Raw genomic sequence first — 23,752 nt, forward strand, 5'->3', positions numbered from 1 at the left:
CGCCATTCCTCTCAATGGGAGGAAAATACGCAGATAAATTGCTCTCCTTCACCCTTAACTCTTGATAATCAGGTTTTAATTATGTTGTCTGGCTTCACAAAGTTTATACTGGGGTTTTTCTTAGCGATCGCTGTGTTAATCGGTGGCGGTGTTGCAGTTGCACTCTACTTCATGAATCGCACTGGTGTACCCCCTGCCAAACCCATTTTTTCCAACGATAGTCCCTCGGTGAAAGCTCAAGCTCCAAAAGCAACTGAGCCTAGAGGAGGTAAACCTACCCTTAAACCTGAAACTCAGGCTAAATCGTCTCCAATTCCAACCCCTACTCCCACAGAATCACCAAAGGCTACTTCATCACCAAAACCATTGCCAGCAGGAGCTTACCGAGGACGTGTGAGTTGGGCTGAAGGTTTGAGTTTGCGATCGCAACCAAATCAAGAAGCTGAAAAGATTGGTGGGGTTGGTTTTAATCAAAAAATTATTATTTTGGAAGAAAGCGACGATAAATCCTGGCAAAAGATCCGTTTGGAAGGTAGCGAACAAGAAGGTTGGGTAAAAGCAGGTAATACTGAAAAAGTTGATGGAAAAGTTGATGGACAATAGTCTAAAAAATCACAAGTGTCTACTCAATACCTTTATCTAGCTCTAATTTTGATTGTTTCCCCAGAAAAGAGGAAGTATTTATCAAGGTATCAAAAGGAGTAATTTAAGCATTAAGTTGAATATCATCCCCAATTCAATGGAAGACTAGATCCACCATTTATCTGCGTTGGTCATGCTCAAAACCCAAATGGGTATAGCAAAAATTTTGTCAGGTAAATAGAAAACCAGCCTTGCTTTACATCGGTTATTATTCACTTTACAGCAGTTTGTGTATCATAATTAACTTGGGGATTTCATTGTAAAGAATCATACTAAAAACAAGCATAATACAGAGAAGGTGGTATAATATTGTTTAGCCATGACTTGAAAAAAGCAAGTGAAAACAGGGTTAGATAGCTATTTAACTGAGATCGCCTTGGAATATGAGGCATCTGAAAGCGTCAAGGTTGTTCCTTCCGTAGCTAATTTCAAATTTTTGAATTGGAAAAATTTATCTAGCAGTGCGGCAATACGTATTTTATCTGTGGCACTGATTACGGGGCTCCTGAGTATTGCTGGGCAAGCTTTAGCACTTCAGAAAATAGGAAGTAATGGGCCTGAAGTTAGCAGCAGCCAGAGGTGTTTAAAACAATTAGGCTACTTTAACGGCCCGGTGAGTGGCAAGTTTGCTAGCTTGACTCAAAACGCTGTGATCAAATTCCAGCAAGCCAATAGAATACCTGCTGATGGAGTTGTAGGTATTAGTACTCAACGAGCCTTGCAACGAGCATGTCAGAGTAGAACTTCTAATCGCACATTGCTTAGGCGCAGCCCAATCCAGGCATCGCCAGTTGGTCAATATCCTACTCTCTCTCAAGGCAAAACTGGTGCAGCGGTAACAAGATTGCAACAACGTCTACGACAATTAGGCTACTTTAATGCTAATCCCACCGGGAATTTTGGACGAATTACTAAAGATGCTGTAATTGCATTCCAGCGGAATTATCGCATACCTGCTAGCGGCATTGTCAATCGACAAACTTGGAACGCATTAGCCGGTTCCTCTCCAACTCCAGCTAGAACGAGTCTCTCTACTCAACAAGTGAGAGAACTCCAAGTGCGTTTGCGGCAGCTAGGTTATTTAAATGCTAATGCCACTGGGAATGTTGGCCCAATGACTAGAGAAGCTGTAATTGCATTCCAACGAAATAACCGTCTACCTGTTGATGGCATCGCCAATGCCCAAGTATTAGACTCAGTACGTAGAGCCTCTACAGGTGGTACTCAACAATCGGGCAGAGATTATCTAACTTTAGGCGATCGCGGTGAGAATGTCAGATTAGTTCAAGAGCGTTTAGGGCAATTGGGTTTCTCTAACACTAACCCTGATGGAATTTTCAACGATTACACAAGACAATCTGTGATTGCATTCCAGCAATCTTCTCGAATTAATTCGACTGGAAATGTAGATTGGGAAACTTGGGAAGCGTTGGGGTTGAATAACTCAAATGCAGGTAATTATACTGAAAATAATCGCTATGCATTACCTCCTACTAATGAATATGTAGTGCCTGTTACCAATGGCAACACGTTAGTTGCTAATAATCCTTACAGAGTCATAATTCCAATTTCCAATAATGATACTCTGAGTAAAGTGCAACAATATATACCCGATGCTATAGCAGAGCAATCTAGTCTAGGGGATTATGTGAATGCTGGAGCATTTAGCGATCGCACCCAAGCAGAAACGCTAACGAAAAAGCTCCGCTCTTTAGGTATTGATGCACGGGTAAAATTCAATTGAAGAAGAATATAGAATTCAGAATTCAGAATTCAGAACAAGAAGCTGCCTGTATCATGCTAGAGGTACTTAAAATGAGATAGATTTTGGGAACACTATATCTAACGCTTCTTTAGAATAGTGTACTGAATTATGAATATACAGGCAGATATATTAGAACGCTTAAGTCAGTTTAGCCAGCTACCACAAGAAAAAGTAGAACAACTTAGACATTGGCTTTCTCAAACGCTCAGTTATGAGCCAAAAGTTGGTATTCTCGGCAAGACAGGTGTAGGAAAGTCAAGCCTCTGTAACGCCCTTTTTGGAAAAGATGTTGCACCTGTCAGTGATATTGAGAGTTGTACACGAGAGCTTCAGGAAATTTCTGTAAGAGTGGGTTCAGGGAATATCAAACTAGTTGATTTGCCTGGTATCGGTGAAAGTCGAGAAAGGGATCGAGAATACAAAGACTTGTACTCTAAACATTTACCAGAATTTGATTTAGTTCTATGGGTTCTCAAAGCAGACGATAAAGCTTTTAGCTCTGATGAAGAATTTTATCATAACATTGTTAAGCCTCACTTGGAACAAGGTAAGCCTTTTATCATTGTGCTGAATCAGGTTGATAAAGTTGAACCCTTTAGAGAATGGGACATAGCTAATCATGTTCCTGGGCATCAGCAGCAAAAAAACATTGATGCTAAAAGTAAGAGCGTTGCTGAAAAGTTCGGTATCAATAGTACAGCCGTTATTCCTGTATGTGCTAATGAAAACTATAACTTGATAACGCTTGTGGAAACAATTACCTATGCACTACCAAAGGATAAAAAGGTAACTTTTGTGGATGCTCTGAAAGAGGAAAATCGTTCAGAGAAGGCTAAGAATGAAGCGAAGCGGGGTTTTTTCGAGGCACTCGGAGAACAAATTGGAGGTACTATACTAGGAGAATTAGGAAAAGAGATTGGAAAAACTTTAGGTCAAGAAACTGATAAAACTAGTATTGGTAAAGTAGTCAATTACATTGCCGATAACATTGTTAGAAGATTTTTTAGTTGGTGGTAATCCTAACTCCTGAATTATTCCTGTTAAATTGACAAACTCAACTGCGAACCTTCTTGAGTTTTATTGACTTCAATCCTGGCTTGGAAGGCTTCTTTGAGGTGGGGCATGTGGGTAACAGTGAGAATGCAGGCAAAATCGGAGGCGATCGCATTAATCGCGGCAATCAAGCGATCGCATCCTTCAGCATCTTGTGTACCAAAACCCTCATCTACAATCAGCAATTGTAACGCCGCCCCCGCCCGTTGCGCTAATAATTTTGCCAAAGCTAAACGGATGGCAAAGTTAATTCTAAAGGCTTCCCCACCAGAGTAAGTTTCATAAGCTCGTGTTCCTCTAGAATCGGCGATTAAAATATCTAGAGTGTCTATCAACTTGGCATTTTTCTTGGTTGATTTAGCACTGCGCCCAGCTTTTTGGGTAATAAATTGTACATGAAACTGATTTCCACTCAACCGCGAAAGTAGTTGATTTGTCTCGGCTTCAAGTTGCGGTAACACATTCTCAATCATCAGTGCTTGGATACCATTTTTACCAAAAGCTTGCGCTAATTCCTGATAAACACGATATTCCTGCTTGCAAGATTGTAATTGCTGCTGCTGTTGTTCATATTGAATTTGCAGTGTTTCTAGTTGATGCGCCAGTTGTTCTAAACGCCCCAACTTGGCTATTTGCTCATCGAGTTGCCGTCTGCGGATTGCTAACTGCTGCTCTAAAGCTTGAATTTGGGCAGATGGGTTAGCTGTTGCTTGTAGTTGCTGGATAATGCTTTCAATTTGGCCGCCAAGTTTTTGCCGCTCGGTTAATCTGGCGCTTCTGGATTCCCCTAACTCTTGCAATCTCGTCTGGAGTTGCGGATACTGCTGCTGGGCTGATAACAGTTGTTGATACCGCAAATGCCAAGATTGAGCTTTCTTTGCAGCTATACGCAAATTATTGTGTTGCTCAGAACTGTAGCCAATTTCGGTAATGTGACGCTCAAGAGCGGCGATTTGTTTAGCACATTCAGAATCAATCTGATCTTGCTGGATTCTGGCTTGTAATTGAGCAATACTAGCTTGTAATTCTGGTTTTCGGGCTAATAGTTGCGCTTGTCGCTTAGTTGCATCTTTAATTTGCCCTTGTTTAATTTCTGCCCATCGCCACCGCTCAACTTCGCTCCGCGCCAGGGCGTGGTCTTGTTCATTATAATTAGCTTGTTGCAGATATTGTTCTAGCTGCCGGAGTTCGGCTTGTTTATCAGGAGCGTAATCACCAGCTTGGAGCGATCGCTCTAAATGCTGTTTTTCAGCAGCAATTTGTTGTAACTGTTGTTGCACATCAGTTGTAGCTTCTAACTGAGCTGCCAACTGTCCACGTTGTTCGCGTAAACCATCGTAACCCGCCAATTGTTGGGATATATCGCGATATTCCTGCCTAAGTACCTGAATTTCTCGGTCAGACACAGCCATTTGTTCTCGCACTACCCAAAACTGCCCTTGAGTATCCTCTAACTCACTTTGGGTTTTTTCCACCACCCGACTCCAGTGATGTTCGTCTAAAGGACGCTCACATAATGGACAAAGTGCTTCAGGATTTTGGAGCATAAGCAATTTCTGCTCTAATTCTCCCAGCAGTTTTTCATAATCCCGTTGGTGAGCTTGCAGACGTTCGATAAAGTGCCGCCTTTCTTGCCCTTTTTCTTGGACTCGTTGCAGATAAACTCGCTTTTTCTCCAGTTCCTCAATCTGAATTGCCACATCCATCACCGCTTGTTGCAGTTGCGGTTGGCGGCGGTGCTGGCGTTGCAATTGGTTTTCAGTACTTTGGAGTTGTTCGAGTCGCGCTACTAAACCAGCATGAGTGCGATCAAGTTGGCTTTGTAAAGTTGCTCTTTGTTGCAACAAGGGAGTCACTTGCATTTGCAGTTGATCTAGACGAGCAACATGGTGACGGGCTGCGGTTAGTTGTGACAAAGCGGCTTCTACTTCACCTGATTTAGTCAGAGTTTGTTGAATGTCTCGCTCTTGTTGCTGCAAAGCTTCTAGCTGCGCTTGGGCTTGTTGTAGTTGCCGTTCGATTTCGTGAATTTGTTTGGTAAGCTGTTGTTGCTTTTGTTGGCGATTCTGTTGGGCGCGGGTGTATTCTTCAAATTTGACAGCAAAACCTTCTTCTTGAGATTGTAGACTTTGATATTGGGCGTATCCAGCCTTAATCTCAGCTTCTTGGTGTAATATTTTTTCTAAATCTGATAGCTGAGAGCCAATAGCTGATTGTTCTTGTTGGAGGCGATCGCAATCTTGGGTAAGATTTTGGTACTGCTGTTTTACAAAATTGAGTTGTTGTTCCCAATTTTGGCGCTGGTGCTGGACAACTTGCAAACTTTGTAATTGAATATTATCAAAAGCTTGCACTTGTTGCAGTTGGTTGAGTTCGGCTTCTAACTCTACTCTTTGCGCTTGGGTAATCTCGCGTTGTTGCAGCTGAATTTTTATTGACTCCAAAGAACGCTCTAGCTCTACTGCCCTTGCTTTAAATTGGCGAGAAGATTCCTTTGCCCGTTCTTCCAAATCATCATACTGATTGAGTTTCAACAACTCCGCTAAAATTTCTTTGCGTTCTGTGGGGCGCTTGAGCATGAACTCATCTGCACGACCTTGACGTAAGTAGGCAGAATTAATAAATGTATCGTAATCGAGCTTGATATGTTCTAAAATCAAATCTTGGGTTGCTCTTACCCCTTTGCCAGTGAGTGAGCGAAACCCAGATGGTATTTCTATTTGAAATTCAAGGACGCTAGTACCTCCCCGAATTCGGGTGCGAATCACCCGATATTTTTGCTGGTTACTTTGGAAAGTAAAATCAACCCGAACTTCTTTCGCACCAGAATAGATGACATCATCTTCAGCAGTGGCACGGCTTTCACCCCAAATTGCCCAAGTGATTGCTTCTAAAAGAGAAGATTTACCCGCACCATTGGAACCACAAATACAAGCCGTATGCAAACCACCAAAATCTAAAGTTGCATCACGGTAACTGAGGAAGTTTTTGAGGATAAGTTGTACTGGGATCATTCACGCTATAGCGCCACATCTACTTTTAATAATTAACAGTACAGATGCACTGTTTGTTAGTTTAGCTATCTAGATATCAGGTTTCTAGTCTTGAAGACATCAAATTTACAAAATTTAACAATAGAATGAGTTAATTTTTCTTGTTGCATGAAAAAGTTTTACTGTCTTCGGAGAAAAATGAAACTCTCCAGGAGGCTTTTGTTATTTCTTGCTGTTGTCTGAGAAGAAAACATTCTTATGGGATTTGTGAGAATTGAAAGTTACAGCTCCCTAACTTTTAAAATAAGTCGGGATCTTTCTTATCTAATTTGTCATTGGCTAGTTGCGATCGCTATCATTTGACCTTGACCGAGGTATCAACAATTCAATATATGTACTTATAGCGAATTTTGTCAAATCTAGAAATTGAGAGCGACTCTTCTCGTCAATGACTGCAAGTGTCAGAGAACCAATCACTGTAATCAGCATTACACTAGCTAACACTTCATCTCTGAAAGAAAATTTCTTGGATAACATTGAGGCACCCCAAATCGTTTGAATCACTACATTCCTAGCTTTACAGTCGAGTGGTTGTTGTAGGCTTAAATACAGGCTTGTTATATGAATGACTTGTGTATGCAATAAGCATGAATAGCCAAATTGGTAGTTAGAATCAGCAAAAGTGTAATGGTTAGCTTATGTCCGGGCGATCGCTTTCCTGTTCTCCAGAAGGTATCCAAAAAGCAAAAAGAGCTTTAATTCGGTGTTCCTTAACTCAAAAGGCATTAGCTGAAGATTTAGAAGTAACTCGCCAGCCAATCGGAAAATTCTTTACAGGTAAACCTGTTGACCGCAATCTCTTTGTCCAGATTTGCGACAGACTAGACCTAGAGTGGGAAGAGATAGTTGCTGAACTAGCTAGTGAACCACAGATTGATCAAGATAGCAACATTGATATTGATACGATCGTGCAAGCAGTACGCGAAAAAATAAAACCCCTTATTCAAGAACGTTGTGGCACAATGCGAGTGCTAGATATGACTCAACCCATTGGCTTGAATGATATTTACACCAGCGTTAATATCCTGGAAAAAATCATTGGGCGACAACGGTTAAGTATTGATGAATTATTGCAACAGTATAGTAGCGAAGATTTTGACCGCTTTGGACTGGGCAGAATTACTCAAAAACGAGTGCCAGGACTAGAGGCGGTAGAAAAATATCCTAAGTTGATAATTTTGGGTAAGCCAGGAGCAGGAAAAACTACGTTTTTGAAATATTTAGCGATTCAGTCTATTGGAGGTAAGTTTCAGGCTAAACGCGTGCCAATTTTTGTCACCCTTAAAGACTTTGCTGAAGCTGCTGATAAACCAAGTTTACTGGAATACATCAGTCAGCAATTCTCCAATTGTAGGGGAGTTGGGGAAAGACAGGCTGTGTCTCTAGAAAATGAGCTGTTAGAACACGGAAAGGCATTAGTTTTACTTGATGGCTTGGATGAAGTTCGAGAAGAAGATAATAGCCACGTCTTCAAAGAAATTAAAGAATTTTCTGACGATTTCCAAAACAATCACTTCGTTATAAGCTGCCGAATTGCAGCACAGGAATATACCTTTGAGAAGTTCACAGAGGTCGAAGTTGCTGATTTTGATGATGAACAAATTGCTACTTTTGCAACTAACTGGTTTAAGGATAAACTTGTCAAGCCAGAAATTTTTATTAAACGTCTCGAAGAGAATAACCGTATTAAACAACTTGCTGCAAGTCCATTGCTATTGACGCTCCTATGTTTAGCATTTGAAGAGTCAGGGGATTTTCCGGCAAATCGCTCTGAGTTATACAAAGAAGGATTAGATGCACTACTGAAAAAGTGGGATGCTAAACGCGGAATTCAACGTTATCAAATTTACAAAAAGCTATCGGTTCAACGGAAGGAAGACTTACTCAGTAAAATTGCTCTAACTACGTTTGAGCGGAGTGATTATTTCTTCAAGCAGAAAGCAGCAGAGCAATACATCACAGAATATATACGCAATTTGCCAGATGCCAATACCGACCCAGAAATATTGCAACTAGAAAGTGAGGTAGTTTTACGTTCAATTGAAGCCCAACATGGACTATTAGTAGAACGGGCAAAAGGAATTTACTCATTTTCCCATTTAACATTTCATGAATATTTTACTGCTCGAGAAATTGTTATTGTCCAACAATCATCAGAGGAGGCATTGCAAAATCTAGTCATCCATACAATGGAAAAACCTTGGCAGGAAGTATTTTTGTTAGGGGTTGGGATGTCGCCAAGTGCAGATATTTTGTTGAAACTGATGAAAAAGCACATTGATGCGATTGTAGTTGGCGATGAGAAATTGCAACAGTTTTTGCAATGGGTGAATCAAAGATCCCTTTCAGTCCAACTTCAATGCAAGCCAGCTGCTATTCGTGCTTTTTACTTTGAACATGACAGTGAGCTTGATAGTTTCCGTATCCTTTCTCGTGCCGTTGAACTTGAATTTGAAGTTAATTATGACCTAGCTCTTACCCTTGCGTGTGATGTTGACGATCACCTTACCCTTACCCTTGCTGATGGCTATGAGTTTAATCTTTTTCTGACCCTTGCTATTGATCTAGCCCGTATATTGTTTGTCCTTACCCTTGAACCTAAAATGCAACAAGCACTCCAACAAATTAAGGCTCAACTACCTTATGTAGATGGTGGCATAGAAATATTTAAGCAATGGTGGAAAATCAAGGGACAGTCTTGGATTAAGCAATTCAGAGCGGTGATGATTAAATATCGTAATATTGGTCATGATTGGCAGTTCAGCCAATACCAGAAAGAATTACTAAAGCAGTATTATGATTCCAATATGTTACTCATAGAATGCCTAAATAGCGATTGTTATGTCAGCCGGGAAGTACGACAGCAGATAGAAGATACTTTGCTATTACCGATCGCAGAGATTAAACAGCGTCAGCAGCAATCTTAAATACCTACATAACAGATAGTAAATCATTCGTTAAAAAAGCGAAAATATTTCCCAAGTCCTAGCAAATCAATCTAGAATGAAAGTAAGAGTTCGCAGTCAGCCGATTCGCCTCTATTCAATGGCTTAGATATGTGGACATGAGTAGTAAAACAGCATTTTGGAACAAAATGATACTCATTTACGTCTTGTAAGTGTCTCGCCTCTAATTTGGAGTGACGCACATTAGCAAGATAAAAATTCTGAAGAGTGATTGCGATCGCACAGACTTCCCATCACAATAAGTACTTTTATCTTCGGAATACCCTTATATACAGGTTCAAAAACAGTCAGAAACAAACTCAGTGAATCCTCGTCATCACACATATCACATACACAAAGGATAATGCTCTTATGACTCGTCTACATCAATGGAAATATGGAACCGCTGCATTTATGGCAATGGCCGTTACTACAAGCACCATTAGCCCCCTATTCAGCTTGGCTCCTGCTAATGCTCAATACAACATTGGGCAAAACAGAAATGGGCAATACGGAAACGTGACCATTCCTTCTGGAGTTGCTTTTCCTGTCACCTACGAAAAAGAGACAATTACTATTGCTCCTGGGGAAAGTAAATCTATAACCTTGAGAATAGCTAATGACATTATCGACAGAAATAGAAATGTCTTAATTCCTGCTGGTACTAAAGTTAATGGACAGCTAGAATCTGTTGACTTAGATAGTTATTCAAGAGATACAAGAAATACAGATGATAACCAAGGAAAAGGCGTAAGGTTTGTAGCTCAAGAATTAGAATTTTCTAACGGTCAGCGTCAGTCGATTAATGCAACTTCTCGGACATACACCACAACTCAAAAAGTCACACAAGGGCCTAGCACCAATCAGGTTTTAACTGACGCAGCTATTGGTGGGGGTGCTGGTCTTTTAGGTTCGCTACTTACTGGTAATCGCAGAATTGACGATTTAAAACCTGTTATCGGTGCGGCTGCGGGTGCAGGTGCGAGTGTGCTGTTACGGAAAAAAGAAGCAAATGTTTTTGTCATTAGACCTGCACAGGATTTAAGACTGACACTGAATTCTAACTTGAATTTAGTACCATCATCTCGCTACTAGATTTAACTTCATTCAAGTCGTGAATTTAATCACCTATGATAGGCGATCGCCACTTTAACTATAGTGTGCGATCGCCTTCATTTTGAAACAAAAAAAATTATATTTAACAGCAACTCTTTTACCTCTATATCGTCTTAATTAGTATCAATATTTATTGGAGTACTTGTTTAAGTATGCTATGGGGAAGCTAGTAAATTTGACTTTATTATATTCTCTATCCAAAAGAGTATTCAAACTTACGAAATATCCTGGTACTTTTATTAAGTAGTGACGATAAAGGAGCCTTTTCTTGTGGTAATTCAAGGTTTCGGTTTAAGCGCATATCTAGCAATTCCCGTAGTATTAAATATTTTGGCTCAGGGAGAAAGGATAAAAGTCTCTTTAGCTGAAAACCTCCGTCAGGTTTCCGCTAACAAGGAAATCAGCTTATCCAGTCGTGAGCTAATCAGTGCGAATTCAACACCGAAAACATACTATGTTAGTGGTAGTGGAAACGACAAAAATAGCGGACTCTCTACATCATCCGCCTTTAGGACAATTCAAAAGGCAGCAGACCTTACCAACCCTGGCGATACAGTCTTGATTATGAACGGAATATACACAAACTCACCCAAAGATGGGAGTGTAATAAGTATTAAACGTTCTGGAACTGCAAATGCCTGGATCAGATATAAAGCATATCCTGGCCATTTCCCAAAAATTCAGCATAATGCCTGGAATGGTATCCTAATTTCAAGTGGAGCTTCGTATATCGAGATCAATGGGCTGGAAGTAGTCGGAAACAATGCCAATATAACCCTTGATTATGCGATGAGTGAGAAGACTAACAAACAAAATCCCCTGACAAGTGGAAACTGTATCAACGTTGATGGACGAACTAATGGTCATGTTCATCACATCCGTATTGTCAACAACAAAGTGCATGACTGCGGAGGAGCAGGTATTTCAGCGATTCAGTCGGATTATGTGACAGTAGATAATAACGTGGTATTTAATAATGCCTGGTATAGCGTTTATGGTTGCAGTGGCATTTCGATGTTGAGCAATTGGAATTTTGACAACAACCAGGGATACAAGATGTTTGTTACCAACAATAAGACTTATAACAATCGTATGTACATCCCTTGGATTGCAGTTGGAAAGATTACAGACGGTAATGGCATTATTATTGATAGTACAAGAAATGATGGCAACGCCAAATTGGGTGCATATAAAGGACGTACTTTAGTTCAAAACAATCTTGCATTTAACAATGGTGGATCGGGTATTCATGCCTTTTTCAGCGATCATGTTGATATTGTAAATAACACAGCGGTTTTAAATAATCAGAGTCCAGAAATTAAAGGTGGGCAAATATTTGCTCATACATCATCTGATGTCAGAATTCTCAGGAACATTCTCTATGCTTTTCCTGGGAAGGATATTAATAACAACACCAAAAATACAAACGTTGTTTATGATTATAATATTTACCTAAATAGTTCTAAGATCAGTGTTAAGGGGCCTCACGATATTGTTGCCCACTCAGACTTTTTAAGTAAGCATCCCACTCTAGAAAAAATATCTGGTGATTGGAAATCGCAACTAGATAAACAAAATCCGCCCACACGGACTGATGTAGAGCCTAAGTTGGCAAGTTTTGTTTGTGAACCAGTGACTTATCCTTTACAAGAGAAAGTTACCAAAGTGGGATGTTCCCCACTATCTTTAGCTCAAACTGCTTTTTCTGATGTTTCATCTGACTATTGGGCAGCACAATTTATTCAGCAATTATCTCAGCGAGGTATAATTGCTGGATTTCCTGATGGCACCTTCCGCCCAGAAGAACCGGTGACACGCGCTCAATTTGCCGCGATGATCGATAAAGCCTTCCAAAAAGCACAGCAACGGCAGGCAATCAATTTTACTGATGTGCCTAGCAACTATTGGGCATCTAGTGCCATTCAGGAAGCTTATGCGATTAGTTTCTTATCAGGATATCCTGGTAATCGCTTTCAGCCTAACCAAGCGATTCCCCGCGAACAGGTTTTAGTTTCCCTCGCTAATGGTTTGGGATATACTCCGGGCGGCAATACCAAAAGTACTCTGCAATATTTCAACGATGCCTCTAACATCGCTAGCTATGCCCGTAGCCCGATCGCAGCCGCAACCGAAAAGCAAATTGTAGTGAACTATCCTGATGTGAAGTTACTGAAGCCAACTGCAAATGCTACACGGGCACAAGTAGCAGCTTTTATCTACCAAGCATTAGTCAGTTCTAATCAAGCCTCAGCAATTAACTCACCTTATGTTGTGTTAAGACTCAGCAATTAACTCACTATATACAGTATCGGGTCTACTATAGCGGTTCCCATTCAGATAAAGCTTTTAGATATTATCTCGTTCCCAGTCTCCGACTGGGAATGCCCGTCGTTGAGGCTCCGCCTCCCTTACTGGCGGCAGAGCCACCAGGAGGAGCATTTCCAGCCGAAGGCTGGAAACGAGGTTTTAAGGAGTTTCAGCTTAAGTTGACACTCATAGGCAGTGCCGTGTCCCTACGTGTGTACTTCACTAGATCGAGAAACGTTATAACTCAACACCCAATACTTCTCGGGTTTTGCATTTTTAACTCGGAATCGGGTTTGGGGTAAAGGGTACTGGGTTTGGGTTAAAGGTTTTTTCTTTCCTTTTCCCTTTCCCCTTTTCCCCTTAACCGAGAAGTATTGACTCAACACCTGTATCGGTCACAATTAGAATCTGTTGATTTAGATAGTTATTCAATAGGCGATCACCACTTTAAATATAGTGTGCGATCGCCTAAATTTTTAACCCTAAAAAATCTATTTTTCAGCAACTATTCTATCTCTGTATCGTCTTTCCTAAGTATTGACATTTATTGCAATACTAATTTAATTATGAAAAGAGGTAATAGGGTCATGATACTACTTTTATTACCTACTTCGGTTGATGGAGATTTTTCGATTGTCACTGTATGACTAAAGTAATGGCTTTTACAAAAAGCACAAAAAAATGGAACCTAATACTTTAGTAAATGTCTAATTAATTAACAGTAAAAAAACTAATTGAACTGGAGTAAAAATAATGTTTAACTTAAATCGTTGGCAATCTAGAACAGCTGCACTTATGGCTTTGACTGTCACAGTCGGCACTGTAGCGCCTTTCATGACAGCTTCGCCATCTTTAGCTCAAACTACTTTTTCTGATGTTTCATCTAACTATTGGGCAGGACAATTTATTCAACAATTGTCTCAGCGAGGTGTTATTGCCGGATTTCCTGATGGTAGCTTCCGCCCAGAAGAACCAGTGACACGCGCTCAATTTGCCGCGATGGTCAATAAAGCTTTCCAAAAAGCGCAGCAACGGCAGCCAATCAATTTTGCTGATGTGCCTAGCAACTATTGGGCATCGAGTGCCATTCAGCAAGCTTATACCATTGGTTTCTTATCAGGATATCCTGGTAATCGCTTTGAGCCTAACCAAGCTATTCCCCGCGAACAGGTTTTAGTTTCCCTCGCTAACGGTCTGCAATATAGCCCCAGTGGTAATACCGAAAGCACTCTGCAATATTTCAACGATGCCTCTAGCATCGCGAGCTATGCCCGTAGCCCGATCGCAGCGGCAACTGAAAAGCAAATTGTGGTGAACTATCCGAATGTGAAGTTCCTGAATCCAACTGCAACTGCCACTCGCGCCCAGGTAGCAGCTTTTATTTATCAAGCATTGGTTAGTTCTAATCAAGCTTCAGCAATTAACTCACCCTATGTTGTGGCTGTCGGGTCTACTACCCCAACACCTGTATCAGTCACAATTCCCCAAGGGACTGCTATTCCTGTGAAGTATGACAAGGCAGAAAAAATTCTAGTTACCAAAGATGAAACATCACCTTTGACATTGACAGTATCCCAAAACGTGGTTACGCAAGACGGATCTGTAGTGATACCTGCTGGTAGTCAAGTTATTGGTCAACTCAAACCTGCTACTGGTGGTTCTCAATTCGTTGCTGAGAAATTAGTTTTGACCAATGGTCAAGAGTATCAACTGAACGCTAGTTCTGACGTGATTACCAAAACTGAAACCGTCAATAAGGGTACTAGTACTGGTGCAATTATCAGAAATACTGTATTAGGCGCAGGTGCAGCCGCAGCGGTATCTGCTGTCACAGGCGATCGCGCCATTGCCACAGAAGAAGTCTTGGGTGGCGCTGGTATCGGTGCGTTGATTGGTCTGTTCTTCGGTAAGAAGAGTGTTGACTTAATCGCCATTGACCCAAATACCGATTTACAAATGACAATCAATCAAAACTTGTTGGTTTCACTAAAATAGTTAGGAGTGAAGAGTTATGAGTGAGGAGTTATGAATTGAAGCCAGTTTTTAATTTCAAACTCCTAACTCCTAACTATTTTCCAACTTCCGGCAACCAAATAATAAATGTAGTTCCCGGTGCATTGGGTGAAGTTAGTTTAGAGTTGATTGCAGGGCTGAAAACCTCGATTTCGCCCTGCATTTGCTCTATTAATTGTTTAGCGATCGCTAACCCCAAACCTGTACCGGGGATTTCTGTTTGCGCTTGTACGCCCCGATAATGCCGTTCTCCAAGATGTTCTAAATCCTGGGGTGGAATTCCAGGGCCGTTATCACTAATGACTATTCCCTGAAAATTCGCTTTTTTTTGCCCCGCCTGAATCAAAATTTTGCCACCAGTGGGAGTGTATTTTAAAGCATTATCAATAATATTAGTTAACACCTCTCGTAATGCTTTGACGTTGGCACGTACTAGAGATGAATTTTGTTGAATTTCAGTTATGAGTTTTAGCTTTCGCTCTTGGGCGATCGCTTTGGCTGATATTAATAATGGTTCTAATATATCTGTTAGTGAGCAGTCAACTGCTTTATCTCCCGTTCCCGGCAATAATAGCGGCGGTTTCGCGTCTTTTTGGATAGTTGCTTCTACAAATACTTCATCTTCTGTCAAATGTAATGGTGCTAAATCTGCCTCCGTCAAGTCAATTACTTGCTCAAATTGTTGCAGTAATTCTTGGAGGCGATCGCTTTCCCGCACAATACTATTTGCCACATCTCGGTTAGCGTCTGCTGGTCTTAGTCGTTTCAACAGCAGTTTGCCAAAAGTCCGCAACGCCGTTAATGGGTTACGAAACTGATGCAACAGGTTATCCAGCAAATCGCGCTGTTTTTCTTGAAGAATTTGTTGCTCACGCAACTGCTGCTCAAACCAGGCTCGTCTCTGATCTAAAATACATGCGATCGCTAATGTTTGGGCTATTCGTTGAATCTGACTTTGCTCATGTTCATTCCATGCCCGATCTTTCCTACCTGTCACTAGTAACCCCATCATCACACCCTCATAGACCAAAGGTAAAACAATTTGGTTGCCACTAAGTAGGTATTCCTCTTTTAGATCGGGTTGAGACGCATCTGGTATCTCAGACTCCCGCGACGAAGTTGGAGATTCTAAACCTGCTGTCAATAACCTTCCCTGATGATTGGGTAATACAAACACATTTCCAAATTGAAGTTGCTTGTATGCCATCGCTTCAGCAGTCTCTTCCCCTGGCGGTAATAATGCTGTTTCTGGGTAAATCACCACAGGAATAAGTTTTGCATCGCCGGCAGGAGTCTCTACCAATTCTTGTGTTAAGTACACAATACTTAAAGTCGCTCCCAGCCCTTGGGTTAGCAGTGCTATTTGCTCTCGACACAGAGCAAGAAAATCTGAACTGGCAGACATTAACATTTTTTAGCTCTTGCTCAAGATTATAGATTTTGAGGCATGATGTAAGAGAGGATACTTAATTTTTACCTCACTCATTTAATAAAGCTTAACTAAAATTTTCTTAGAGATGGTTTCTACTAAGGGATTATATTCTTAGGTGATTTTGTTTTCTCTATTTTCAAAGATATTAACTTTCTTATATTAAAAGGTTAAAAACTATTGATATTCTGAACTAGAACCTATATAATGACGACGGATTTTGTAGCTATCACTACAATCTATAGCTTGAAAGAGGAGGACAATAGATTGGCAAGGAGACGCAAAAGGAAGAGCCGTCGTCGTCAGGAAGGACGGCGCATCTTGGAACACGTGCCTCAATATAGCATCGAAAGTGGCGAAGAAAAGCCTGTGACAGCAGCGAGAAGATTCATTCAAGCTGAAGGGATTTTGCCACCGGCATTGCTACTCGTAAAGCGAAATGAACACACTACAGATCGTTATTTCTGGGCAGAAAAGGGACTGTTTGGTGCTCAATACGTAGAGGAAAACCATTTCTTGTTTCCTAGTTTGAGGGTGTTAGAACCTTCGCCAGGTCAGGAACCTCTTGCTTTAGCTGGTAGGTGAACCTATAAATGGTCATCTTAGGCATTGAATGTGGCTCCTGACTATCATTAACTGGCAAAATTGCTAAGTTTATGCAAAATTTAATTTTTTTTTAGTTTGTAGCTGATTGCCAGTAAATCTAGTCCAGGTAGTTGGAAAGTAAACCTGTCTCAAACCACGCTAGATTGCATGGGTTGATACTATTTTGATGATGCAGAAGGGAGTTGGTATGGAGCCAGGCGCGTCTAAAAGTGCTAGTGAAGTTGCGCTCTTATACCGTAGATATTGAGAAAGCTCTGTCAATGAATTTAAGTTAATGAATTTAAATTTTTTCCCCGCGACACAAGTCGTGGGGAAAACTGACAAAGCACTGGTCTTGATTTCCTCCTTCCTACTTTCCATTGCCTAAAGAGTAGGTCAGGTCAGAAGTCTGCATATCATAGTTAAAAGATGGTCACGAAAATCAACAATTATTTCCCAGGCTTTAGCTGTAGAGTCCTTTGCAACTCACTGAGTTCATCTCGATGGGCAACTACAGTGATCCTACTTGAGGAGGTTTGTTCGTTCTGAGTTGTTTCTACTTTGAGCGACACCTTCTCAAGTCTTCCAGACTTTTTCCAATAAAATAGACCACTTAAAGGCGACAGCAGAACCATAGCCAGAACAACGGTACTCAAGCGAGGAAAAAGCAGGTATACAACCAGAGATAGACAAATAATCCCGGTAGCTGCGAGTAAAGTTAGGAATATAGCTAAGAACCAGCTGGGGCGAACAAAACCTTCAAAAGTCACTTGGTTTTGTTCTCGGTCTACCGCTGCCACTCGGTAAGACCGCGATCGAAAATACTCTTTTAATTGAGACATCAAAGCAGCTTCGTCTTGCTCGGATACCAGTTGCACTATTTCTGTGCGGTCTTTAGTCGAGGCACGAATAAAGAAAAACAGCCCAACCGATAACAACAAGGTTAGCAGGAACGTAGATGGCAGAATAGCAGTATCCATAACGAATTGTTAATGTTTGACTGGAGGAGACTTATTCATTATCAATTATTCGTTATACCAATTTGAACAATGATTGCGACAAATAGAGCGCCAAAAAGCGATTACTAGCGACTCTTCCACAATCTAAAATCCTATTACTTTGTCCTCCCGTTAATGTAGTGTTGCCAAAGAAAAGCTAAATCCTGAGCTTGAACTTGCCATTCGGGAGAAACTTGGTACATCCGCCTGGGGCGTCCCCGTCCTTCGAGTTTCTTCCAATATCCAGTGATTGCTCCTTGGTCTTCCAGAAATTTGATTGCACTATAAAGTACGGTATCTGAAAGTCGATAGATGGGATACTCAGTTTCTAATTGCTCGATCAACTCGGTTCCGTAGGATTCACCTTGTAATAAAACAGACAGTATGTAACAAACTGCAAGTTCCTGACAAAGGTAAGTTGGCGGAGGATTCTCAAAAAAATGATATATATCCTCAAGTTTCATGGTTAGTGAATGGCTAAAAAAATGCCTTAGGGTAAGGTCTACAATCCTTGTAGTCAGTATACAGTGCTACTGCTAAGTGAGTAGTACATATAAAGCTACTTAGACTAGATATCCATTGCGTAAACACCAAATAATCACCCACATCTGTGAAGTTGTGGGAAGAGTTTGCGAGTTTTAGGGGTACAAAATAATGTATCCCTACCCAAGCTCGATACAGTGTGTTGAGGAGCGAACAGACAGTGGCGAAGTCACTATCTTGGTGTTAAGTGATGCCAAAGTGATTAGAACAGCTTAAGCAATAAAATGCCATCGAAGAAATTTTACAGGTAAAATGCTATTTTGTCTGTAAATGTTAATAAACACTTTGTTTTACAGTAATTTTCCCAGTGCGGATTATCAAAGCTTACGCTAAAGGATATGTCTGGGTTAAAGCTGCTACGCCAGTGAAAACACTTAAGTAGCAACCATTGCTGGTTTCCTCGACAAGAGAATCTCTTGTCTCTTGTGGCAAGTGTGATAGTAAATTTATCAAATAAGACACAAGGGAGGTGGGTAAAGAACTCTCCATGTCCCCACGTTCCTGTTTACTCTTGTCCCTTAATCAAGCGCAGCACATTGGTACTATGTCACAAACTCCTGATGCCCCATCATCTTCCTCAACTCTGCGGGCAATTGCCCAAACTTTTCGCATGACAGGTTGGATTAGCTTCTGGATTCAGCTAGTACTAGGCGTTGTTTCTAGCATAATTGTGCTGCTGTTCGCCGTCTTTAATCAAAGAACTGGCAGTCCTAGTAATAATCCTGGGACTGGCTTTGGTGTATTTTTAGCAATTTGTGGACTGGTTGTTTTGGGTGGGGGGATTTATTTAGCTTACCGTTACACGAGAATTGGCAAGCAATTAGAATCCTCCAATCCCAGCAACCGCCCTCGGAAAAGCGAGACTGTGCAAGTATTACGCTTAGGGGTGTGGGTGAATTTAGGGGGAACGCTAGTGACTCTTTTGGGGGCGCAGGCGATCGTTGGCACACTGGTAGCACGATCCATATCTCCACAAGCGATAACTACCCAATTTTTTGACCCTACCCGGATTATTAGCGGTCTAGATATGCTTGTAGTACAGGCAAACACCAACACTGTCTCAGCGCACTTTGCAGGGCTGGTGGCATCACTTTGGTTACTCAATCGCATTAACCGACCTTAGAAAAGGGAGTCAGAAGAAAAGGTAATAGTCAAAAATCAGTAATTCTTTTGACTTCTTTTCTCCTCTTTTTTAGAGGTTGTATGGCAATAATTCAAATATGTTGATTGTAATTTTCCGAAATTATTAAATTACGGTGTGAAGACTAATACCAGTTACTTATATTAGCACCCATCTAAAGAGTGATATTAGAACCGTTATCAGGGTGAATTAATCTTTCTTGGAGGTCTGACACTATGAACAAACTAGAGATATGGAAATTTGGTATACAAGTACTTTTTAGTACATTGATGATTGGATTGTGTAGTTCCCTAATCTTTATGGAACGCAATAATAGCCAAAACCAGGCAGTCTACTGGAGTGGTTTATCAGGTGTACTTGCCTACTGGCTACCCTCACCTGCAAACACTCAGGAGTCTCGAAAATCGGAAGATTAATCCCAAATTTTGGATTTTAAATTTTTCTAGACCTGCCAATCTTGCCAGGGCTAGAAAAATTTAAATGCTTGCTTTTCTGCTCATACAAAGCCAAAATCAGTATATGCTGATGTGTTGGCAGGTAGATAATAGGCTAAAAACTGAGAAAAATCTGTGCTGGATATCAAGCAAATACGGGAAAATCCGCAATTCGTTCAAGAGAGATTGAATAGTCGTAGTGGTAAATACGACATTGAACCGATATTACTGTTAGATCGGCAACAACGGGAACTTGAGGGGACACGTAGTCAACTCCAAGCCCGGAGCAACGAAATTGGTAAAATAGTCGGACAGAAGATTAAATCTGGGATCAATCCTCAAGACCCAGAAATTCAAGCTTTGCGGGATGAAGGTAACTCTGTTAAAGCGACGCTGAGTCAACTGGAACCCCAAGAAAAAGACCTCAAAGCTGAAATTGCTCAACTTGTCTTGGCACTTCCCAACTTACCAAGCGACTCTACACCCCTTGGAAAGAATGAGGAAGATAACGTAGAAGTGCGCCGTTGGGGTGATGAATACATTCCCCAAAATGCGAATATTCTCCCTCACTGGGAAATTGGCGAAAAGCTGGGTATTCTCAATGTTGAACGAGCTGTAAAAGTTGCCCAAAGTCGTTTTGTGACATTAATGGGTGCTGGTGCGGCATTGGAGAGGGCATTAATTCAATTTATGCTCAGTCTCCATACTCAAGCTGGGTATGTAGAAGTTAGTCCACCACTGTTAGTAAATACCGAGTCTTTGACGGCGACCGGTCAGTTACCCAAGTTTGCGGAAGAAAGCTTTAAATGCGCTGATGATGACTTGTGGCTGATTCCGACAGCGGAAGTTCCAGTTACAAATCTCTATCGGGGTGAAATTCTTGCTGCTGAAGATTTGCCTATTTACCACTGTGCCTTTACTCCCTGTTTTCGCCGCGAAGCTGGTAGTTATGGGCGCGATATGCGGGGATTAATTCGCCTGCATCAATTTAACAAGGTGGAAATGGTGAAATTTGTCGAACCCAGTACGTCTTTTGATGAACTGGAGAAATTGGTAGGGAATGCAGAAGCAATTTTACAGGCGTTGCGGTTGCCTTACCGAGTAGTAAATTTAAGTACTGGAGATTTGGGATTTGCCTCTACCAAAACTTATGATTTAGAGGTTTGGTTGCCCTCTTCTGGCAAATACCGTGAAATTTCTAGCTGTTCCAATACTATAGATTTCCAGGCACGACGGGCTGATATTCGCTTCAAAGAGGCGGGGAAGAAAGGAACTCAGTTCGTACATACCCTTAATGGTTCGGGTTTGGCGGTGGGAAGGACGATGGCAGCAATTTTAGAAAATTATCAACAGCCTGATGGAACGGTGAAGATACCAGAAGTATTGCAACCTTACTTGGGACGTGAAGTTTTGTAATTTGTCATTAGTCATTTTTCCTTTGTTATTTACCAATGACCAATGACTAATACCCAATACCCAATGCCCAATTAGAATGGAGATAACTATAGCTTAATATCTTCACAATTTACTCTATGTCAGTTTTAGCAGCGATCGCAGTCTTGGCTGTTTTGATCTTGGTACACGAGTTGGGGCATTTTGTTGCAGCACGTTCTCAAGGCATTCTCGTTAACCGTTTTTCTTTGGGTTTTGGCCCAGTTCTTTTGAAGTACCAAGGTTCACAAACCGAATACGCTATCCGCGCCTTTCCCTTGGGCGGTTTTGTGGGCTTTCCCGATGATGACCCCGATAGCGATGTTCCACCCAATGACCCAAATCTGCTGCGTAACCGTCCAGTTTTAGACCGGGCGATAGTTATCAGTGCCGGAGTAATCGCCAATTTAATATTTGCCTACTTGGTGTTGGCTCTGCAATTGGGTATTGTCGGCATTCCCAAGGAATTAACCTATCAAGCTGGTGTCGTTGTCCAGCCTGTTAATCAAGAATCTGTTGCCTATCAAGCAGGAATTCGGGAAGGAGATATTATTCTGGCTGTTAACGGTCAAGAACTCCCGGCTTCTGATAAATCAACTCCTTTGCTGACAAAAGAAATTCAAACTCATCCCAATCAGCAAATCGAACTGAAAATTCTGCGTGAAAACCAACAACAATCCCTGAAATTAACACCAAAATTAGGAACAGATGGCAAAGGTGTAGTTGGTGTGGCACTTAGTCCAAATGCTACGGCAGTTTATCGCCGTCCTAATAGTCCTTTTGAAATTTTTGGTCTTGCTGCTAATAGATTTCAACAATTATTTGTTGGAACACTCAGCGGTTTTGGGCAGTTAATTACCAACTTTCAACAAACGGCTGGACAAGTCTCTGGCCCAGTTAATATCGTCAAAATAGGTGCGAAATTAGCTGAGGATAATAGTGCAAACCTGTTGTCTTTTGCGGCAATTATCAGCATTAACTTGGCTATTATCAATATTTTGCCTTTACCCGCTTTAGATGGCGGACAACTCGCTTTTCTGCTAATTGAAGGTTTACGCGGTAAGCCTGTACCTGCCCGAATTCAAGAAGGTGTAATGCAAACCGGTTTGGTGTTACTCTTAGGGTTAGGAATTTTTCTGATTGTTAAAGAAACCACTCAATTAACTAGTCAATTGGAGTGGGTACAAAAATTGTTCCAGTGAAAATAGGGAGCGGGGAATAGGGAGTGGGGAGTAGGGAAAAGAAACTTTTACCTTTAAAGAAGCGATCGCTAGAAATTTTAGCTCGTCTGAAGCGTCTTTATCCAGATGCTACTTGCTCTTTGAACTACTCAACGCCTGTACAACTATTGGTAGCAACGATTCTCTCGGCTCAATGTACTGATGAGCGGGTGAATAAGGTGACACCAGCGTTATTTGGTAAGTTTCCTGATGCTGAGAGTTTAGCGATCGCTGACTTGGTAGAATTAGAAAGTTTGGTGCGTTCCACAGGGTTTTATCATAATAAAGCTAAAAACATTCAAGCCGCCTGTCGGATGATTGTAAGTGAGTTTAACTCTGTTGTCCCTAATCAAATGGAACAGTTGTTAAAGCTTCCAGGTGTGGCTCGGAAGACAGCAAATGTAGTTTTAGCTCATGCTTATGGCATTAACGCTGGCGTGACAGTAGATACTCACGTCAAGCGCCTCAGCGGACGTTTGGGTTTAACTGAAGCCAAAGACCCCGTTCGCATTGAGCAAGATTTAATGGGTTTATTGCCGCAGCCTGATTGGGAAAATTGGTCAATTCGGCTGATTTATCACGGTCGTGCTATTTGTAAAGCACGCTCTCCAATTTGTGTTGCTTGTGAGCTTGCCGATTTATGTCCTGCTGCAAATCAGCCAGTGGTTGTAGGGTAAGCGACACAAGTAACCCCAGAATTGATGGAGAGACTGTAGAATGGAAAACGGTGTCTTTAAATAAGTTAGAGAATATATGGCTAAAAAGAGCATGATTGAGCGCGAGAAAAAGCGCACTAGGTTGATAGAAAAGTATGCTGACAAGCGGGAAGCTCTCTTAGAAGAGTTCAGAAGTGCAGCATCTCCTTTGGATAAGCTAGAAATCCACCGGAAGATTCAACAGCTACCCCGGAATAGTGCGCCCACCCGCCACCGCAACCGTTGCTGGTTGACTGGTCGTTCTAGAGGTGTTTACCGCGATTTTGGGTTGTCTCGGAACGTGCTACGGGAATGGGCACATGAAGGTCTTTTACCTGGAGTTGTTAAGTCTAGCTGGTAGTTAAGAGTCATTAGTCATTAG

At 41.4% G+C, this 23,752-nt stretch carries 19 protein-coding genes and 1 pseudogene; 14 read left to right on the top strand and 6 right to left on the bottom strand.

What is annotated here, in order from left to right; genetic code table 11:
* Window positions 1-81: 81 nt before the first annotated feature.
* The 3 genes from FD723_RS17260 (at window position 82) to FD723_RS17270 (ending at window position 3,424) form a co-directional block, all read left to right on the top strand.
* Window positions 82-603 (top strand): SH3 domain-containing protein, encoded by a 522-nt coding sequence (locus FD723_RS17260; protein ID WP_179066413.1) that lies wholly within the window; start codon window positions 82-84, stop codon window positions 601-603.
* Window positions 604-979: 376 nt separating this feature from the next.
* Window positions 980-2,386, top strand: a complete 1,407-nt coding sequence (locus tag FD723_RS17265) for a peptidoglycan-binding protein (RefSeq protein ID WP_179066414.1) — start codon at window positions 980-982, stop codon at window positions 2,384-2,386.
* A gap of 129 nt (window positions 2,387-2,515) precedes the next feature.
* On the top strand, window positions 2,516-3,424 hold the full coding sequence (locus FD723_RS17270; protein WP_179066415.1) for a GTPase family protein: 909 nt from the start codon (window positions 2,516-2,518) through the stop codon (window positions 3,422-3,424).
* A gap of 23 nt (window positions 3,425-3,447) precedes the next feature.
* Here the strand turns inward: FD723_RS17270 and sbcC are convergent, their stop codons facing one another.
* Together sbcC and FD723_RS17280 are read right to left on the bottom strand one after the other, a co-directional pair.
* Window positions 3,448-6,474, bottom strand: coding sequence for an exonuclease subunit SbcC (sbcC, locus tag FD723_RS17275; protein ID WP_179066416.1), 3,027 nt, complete (start codon window positions 6,472-6,474; stop codon window positions 3,448-3,450).
* A 318-nt stretch (window positions 6,475-6,792) separates the two neighbouring features.
* A complete protein-coding gene (locus FD723_RS17280) occupies window positions 6,793-6,990 on the bottom strand; it encodes a hypothetical protein (protein WP_179066417.1) in 198 nt (65 codons plus the stop codon).
* A gap of 161 nt (window positions 6,991-7,151) precedes the next feature.
* Between FD723_RS17280 and FD723_RS17285 the strand changes: the two genes are divergently transcribed.
* The 4 genes and pseudogenes from FD723_RS17285 (at window position 7,152) to FD723_RS17300 (ending at window position 14,876) form a co-directional block, all read left to right on the top strand.
* Window positions 7,152-9,440 (top strand): NACHT domain-containing NTPase, encoded by a 2,289-nt coding sequence (locus FD723_RS17285; protein ID WP_179066418.1) that lies wholly within the window; start codon window positions 7,152-7,154, stop codon window positions 9,438-9,440.
* A 390-nt stretch (window positions 9,441-9,830) separates the two neighbouring features.
* Window positions 9,831-10,553 (top strand): conjugal transfer protein TrbI, encoded by a 723-nt coding sequence (locus FD723_RS17290; protein ID WP_179066419.1) that lies wholly within the window; start codon window positions 9,831-9,833, stop codon window positions 10,551-10,553.
* A 1,653-nt stretch (window positions 10,554-12,206) separates the two neighbouring features.
* Window positions 12,207-12,848 (top strand): annotated as a pseudogene (locus tag FD723_RS17295) (S-layer homology domain-containing protein); the annotation flags it as partial.
* A gap of 786 nt (window positions 12,849-13,634) precedes the next feature.
* Window positions 13,635-14,876 carry an S-layer homology domain-containing protein gene (locus FD723_RS17300; RefSeq protein ID WP_179066420.1) on the top strand — a complete coding sequence of 414 codons (1,242 nt, stop codon included), beginning with the start codon at window positions 13,635-13,637 and terminating at the stop codon, window positions 14,874-14,876.
* A 73-nt stretch (window positions 14,877-14,949) separates the two neighbouring features.
* Here FD723_RS17300 and FD723_RS17305 read toward each other — a convergent pair whose 3' ends face one another.
* The gene (locus tag FD723_RS17305) at window positions 14,950-16,305 is read right to left on the bottom strand and encodes an ATP-binding protein (RefSeq protein WP_179066421.1); all 1,356 of its coding nucleotides are present in this window, start codon (window positions 16,303-16,305) and stop codon (window positions 14,950-14,952) included.
* 285 nt (window positions 16,306-16,590) lie between these two features.
* Between FD723_RS17305 and FD723_RS17310 the strand changes: the two genes are divergently transcribed.
* Complete coding sequence (locus FD723_RS17310) at window positions 16,591-16,908, top strand: DUF3155 domain-containing protein (RefSeq protein WP_099100497.1); 318 nt, start codon at window positions 16,591-16,593, stop codon at window positions 16,906-16,908.
* A gap of 449 nt (window positions 16,909-17,357) precedes the next feature.
* Here FD723_RS17310 and FD723_RS17315 read toward each other — a convergent pair whose 3' ends face one another.
* From FD723_RS17315 to FD723_RS42170, 3 genes are all read right to left on the bottom strand, one after another.
* Complete coding sequence (locus FD723_RS17315; protein ID WP_179066422.1) at window positions 17,358-17,888, bottom strand: cofactor assembly of complex C subunit B; 531 nt, start codon at window positions 17,886-17,888, stop codon at window positions 17,358-17,360.
* 134 nt (window positions 17,889-18,022) lie between these two features.
* Window positions 18,023-18,370 (bottom strand): PadR family transcriptional regulator, encoded by a 348-nt coding sequence (locus FD723_RS17320; RefSeq protein WP_179066423.1) that lies wholly within the window; start codon window positions 18,368-18,370, stop codon window positions 18,023-18,025.
* A 403-nt stretch (window positions 18,371-18,773) separates the two neighbouring features.
* The gene (locus tag FD723_RS42170) at window positions 18,774-18,938 is read right to left on the bottom strand and encodes a hypothetical protein (RefSeq protein ID WP_218651739.1); all 165 of its coding nucleotides are present in this window, start codon (window positions 18,936-18,938) and stop codon (window positions 18,774-18,776) included.
* Between the two features lie 55 nt (window positions 18,939-18,993).
* Here FD723_RS42170 and FD723_RS17325 point away from each other — a divergent pair, with 55 nt between their 5' ends.
* The 6 genes from FD723_RS17325 to rpsN all read left to right on the top strand — a co-directional run bounded on the left by FD723_RS17325 (window position 18,994) and on the right by rpsN (window position 23,731).
* Window positions 18,994-19,572: a DUF3611 family protein gene (locus FD723_RS17325; protein ID WP_179066424.1), complete on the top strand. Its 579-nt coding sequence runs from the start codon at window positions 18,994-18,996 to the stop codon at window positions 19,570-19,572.
* A gap of 233 nt (window positions 19,573-19,805) precedes the next feature.
* Window positions 19,806-20,006, top strand: coding sequence for a hypothetical protein (locus tag FD723_RS17330; protein ID WP_179066425.1), 201 nt, complete (start codon window positions 19,806-19,808; stop codon window positions 20,004-20,006).
* A 153-nt stretch (window positions 20,007-20,159) separates the two neighbouring features.
* A complete protein-coding gene (gene serS, locus FD723_RS17335) occupies window positions 20,160-21,440 on the top strand; it encodes a serine--tRNA ligase (protein ID WP_179066426.1) in 1,281 nt (426 codons plus the stop codon).
* Between the two features lie 116 nt (window positions 21,441-21,556).
* Window positions 21,557-22,657, top strand: a complete 1,101-nt coding sequence (gene rseP, locus FD723_RS17340) for an RIP metalloprotease RseP (protein WP_179066427.1) — start codon at window positions 21,557-21,559, stop codon at window positions 22,655-22,657.
* A gap of 23 nt (window positions 22,658-22,680) precedes the next feature.
* Complete coding sequence (gene nth / locus FD723_RS17345) at window positions 22,681-23,352, top strand: endonuclease III (protein ID WP_179066428.1); 672 nt, start codon at window positions 22,681-22,683, stop codon at window positions 23,350-23,352.
* Window positions 23,353-23,428: 76 nt separating this feature from the next.
* Window positions 23,429-23,731, top strand: coding sequence for a 30S ribosomal protein S14 (gene rpsN, locus FD723_RS17350; protein WP_012410383.1), 303 nt, complete (start codon window positions 23,429-23,431; stop codon window positions 23,729-23,731).
* Window positions 23,732-23,752 lie beyond the last annotated feature (21 nt).

Origin of the sequence: Nostoc sp. C052 (assembly GCF_013393905.1) — a bacterium.
Classification (GTDB): Bacteria; Cyanobacteriota; Cyanobacteriia; order Cyanobacteriales; family Nostocaceae; genus Nostoc.